The 1428-nt window shown below is 66.6% G+C and carries 2 protein-coding genes; both read left to right on the forward strand.

Going from position 1 to position 1428, the window contains the following annotated elements; all coding sequences use genetic code 11:
- The first annotated feature begins 87 nt into the window (after nucleotides 1-87).
- Nucleotides 88-309: a hypothetical protein gene (locus C1I97_RS37185; protein ID WP_111007276.1), complete on the forward strand. Its 222-nt coding sequence runs from the start codon at nucleotides 88-90 to the stop codon at nucleotides 307-309.
- 244 nt (nucleotides 310-553) lie between these two features.
- Nucleotides 554-1411, forward strand: a complete 858-nt coding sequence (locus tag C1I97_RS37190; protein ID WP_111007277.1) for a helix-turn-helix domain-containing protein — start codon at nucleotides 554-556, stop codon at nucleotides 1409-1411.
- The last annotated feature ends 17 nt before the right edge of the window (nucleotides 1412-1428 follow it).

Genomic DNA, 1428 nt, shown 5'->3' on the forward strand with positions numbered 1-1428 from the left:
CCACCCAGGCGTCCGTGCCCGCCCCCGCGGCGACGCCGCCGGCCGCCACCGTCTGAGCCCGCGTCCAGGAGAAGGAAGAGAAGCACCATGAACATCGACTGGGCGGCCCTCGGCTCCGTCTTCGGCGTCAGCCTCGGCGCCTCGGTGGGCCTCGTGGCCCTGTTCACCCTCGGCATCGCCGGTCTCTCCCGCCGCGAGGCGGCATCGAACCGCGGCGAGTCGGCCCTCGTCGCCACAGCCGGGGCGTATGCGTGCTTTGCGCTGTGCGCGGCGGCTGTCGCCTACGGAATTTCCCTGATCGTGAGCTGACACCACAAGGAACATCGGCTTCTCAAGCCTCAGCAGCAACTTCTGCATCACCCCCCGTAGGGCACTGTGTGCCACTTGCGGGGGGTTTCTTCGTATTCGGTGCAGCAGCGCGCGCCAACCCAAACGACACATGTCATACTGACGCTCGCTAGCCGCCGTGGTCTAAGTCACCTATTCTCTTGGGTAGTTACTGTTCGATGGTGGCAGCCCGACGAGTCAACGCCGACATGTGGCAGGGAGCGCCATGCCAAGAGACATCGATCCGAGCCTCAACCGACGCAGGCTGCGAATCGAACTGCGCAAGGCCCGCGAGAACGCCGGTATGACCCAGCGGGACGCCGCGAACGCCCTCGAATGGTCGCTCTCCAAATTGATCAGGATCGAGGCGGGCACGGTCAGCCTCGGAGTCACGGACCTGCGGGCGATGCTGCAGTTGTACGAGGTCACGGACCCCGGGTTGGTCGCGGAGCTCGAGGACGCGGCCCGCGGCTCGAAGGGACAGTCGTGGTGGGCGCAGTACAGCGACGTGGTGTCCCCGCCGTATGCGCTGTACCTGGGGTACGAGGGCTCGGCAGACACGATCCGCATGTACAACCCGGTCGTATTGCCTGGCCTGGTGCAGACGGAGGACTACGCGACCGCGCTGCTCTCGGCCATGGCGCCGGAGGCAGGTCTGCGTCGGCAGGTGGATCTGCGCCTCACCCGGCAGGAGCGGTTCTTCGACGGGGACGACGGTCCCCAGATCGACATCGTGCTGGACGAGGCGGCCGTCCGGCGCGAGATCGGCGGGCCCGCGGTGATGCGCCGGCAGATCGACCACATCCTGACGCTGGCGGAGCACCCGCGCACCACACTGCGGCTCCTGCCCTTCTCCGCGGGAGCGCACTTCAGCGTGACGACGTCGTGCATCCTGCTGAGCTTCAAGGACGACGACGACCTGCTGTACGTCGAAGGTCCGGGAGGAGGCCTGTCGAGCCGTGACGACCTGGGGCTGATGGTCCGCTACCAGGAATGCTTCGAAGAAATCAGCACGATCGCGTACGAGGGCGACCGGATGAACGAGTTGCTCGCCTCCATCAGGGAGAGTCTGGACAACAGCTGACCCCGGGAGGGACGACC

It is taken from the genome of Streptomyces sp. NTH33, from assembly GCF_003236365.1.
Classification (GTDB): Bacteria; Actinomycetota; Actinomycetes; order Streptomycetales; family Streptomycetaceae; genus Streptomyces.

Bases quoted from the DNA above. Each gene is read 5' to 3' on its own strand.
- C1I97_RS37185 (WP_111007276.1), top strand. From the start codon at position 88: ATGAACATCGACTGGGCGGCCCTCGGCTCCGTCTTCGGCGTCAGCCTC.
- C1I97_RS37190 (WP_111007277.1), top strand. From the start codon at position 554: ATGCCAAGAGACATCGATCCGAGCCTCAACCGACGCAGGCTGCGAATC.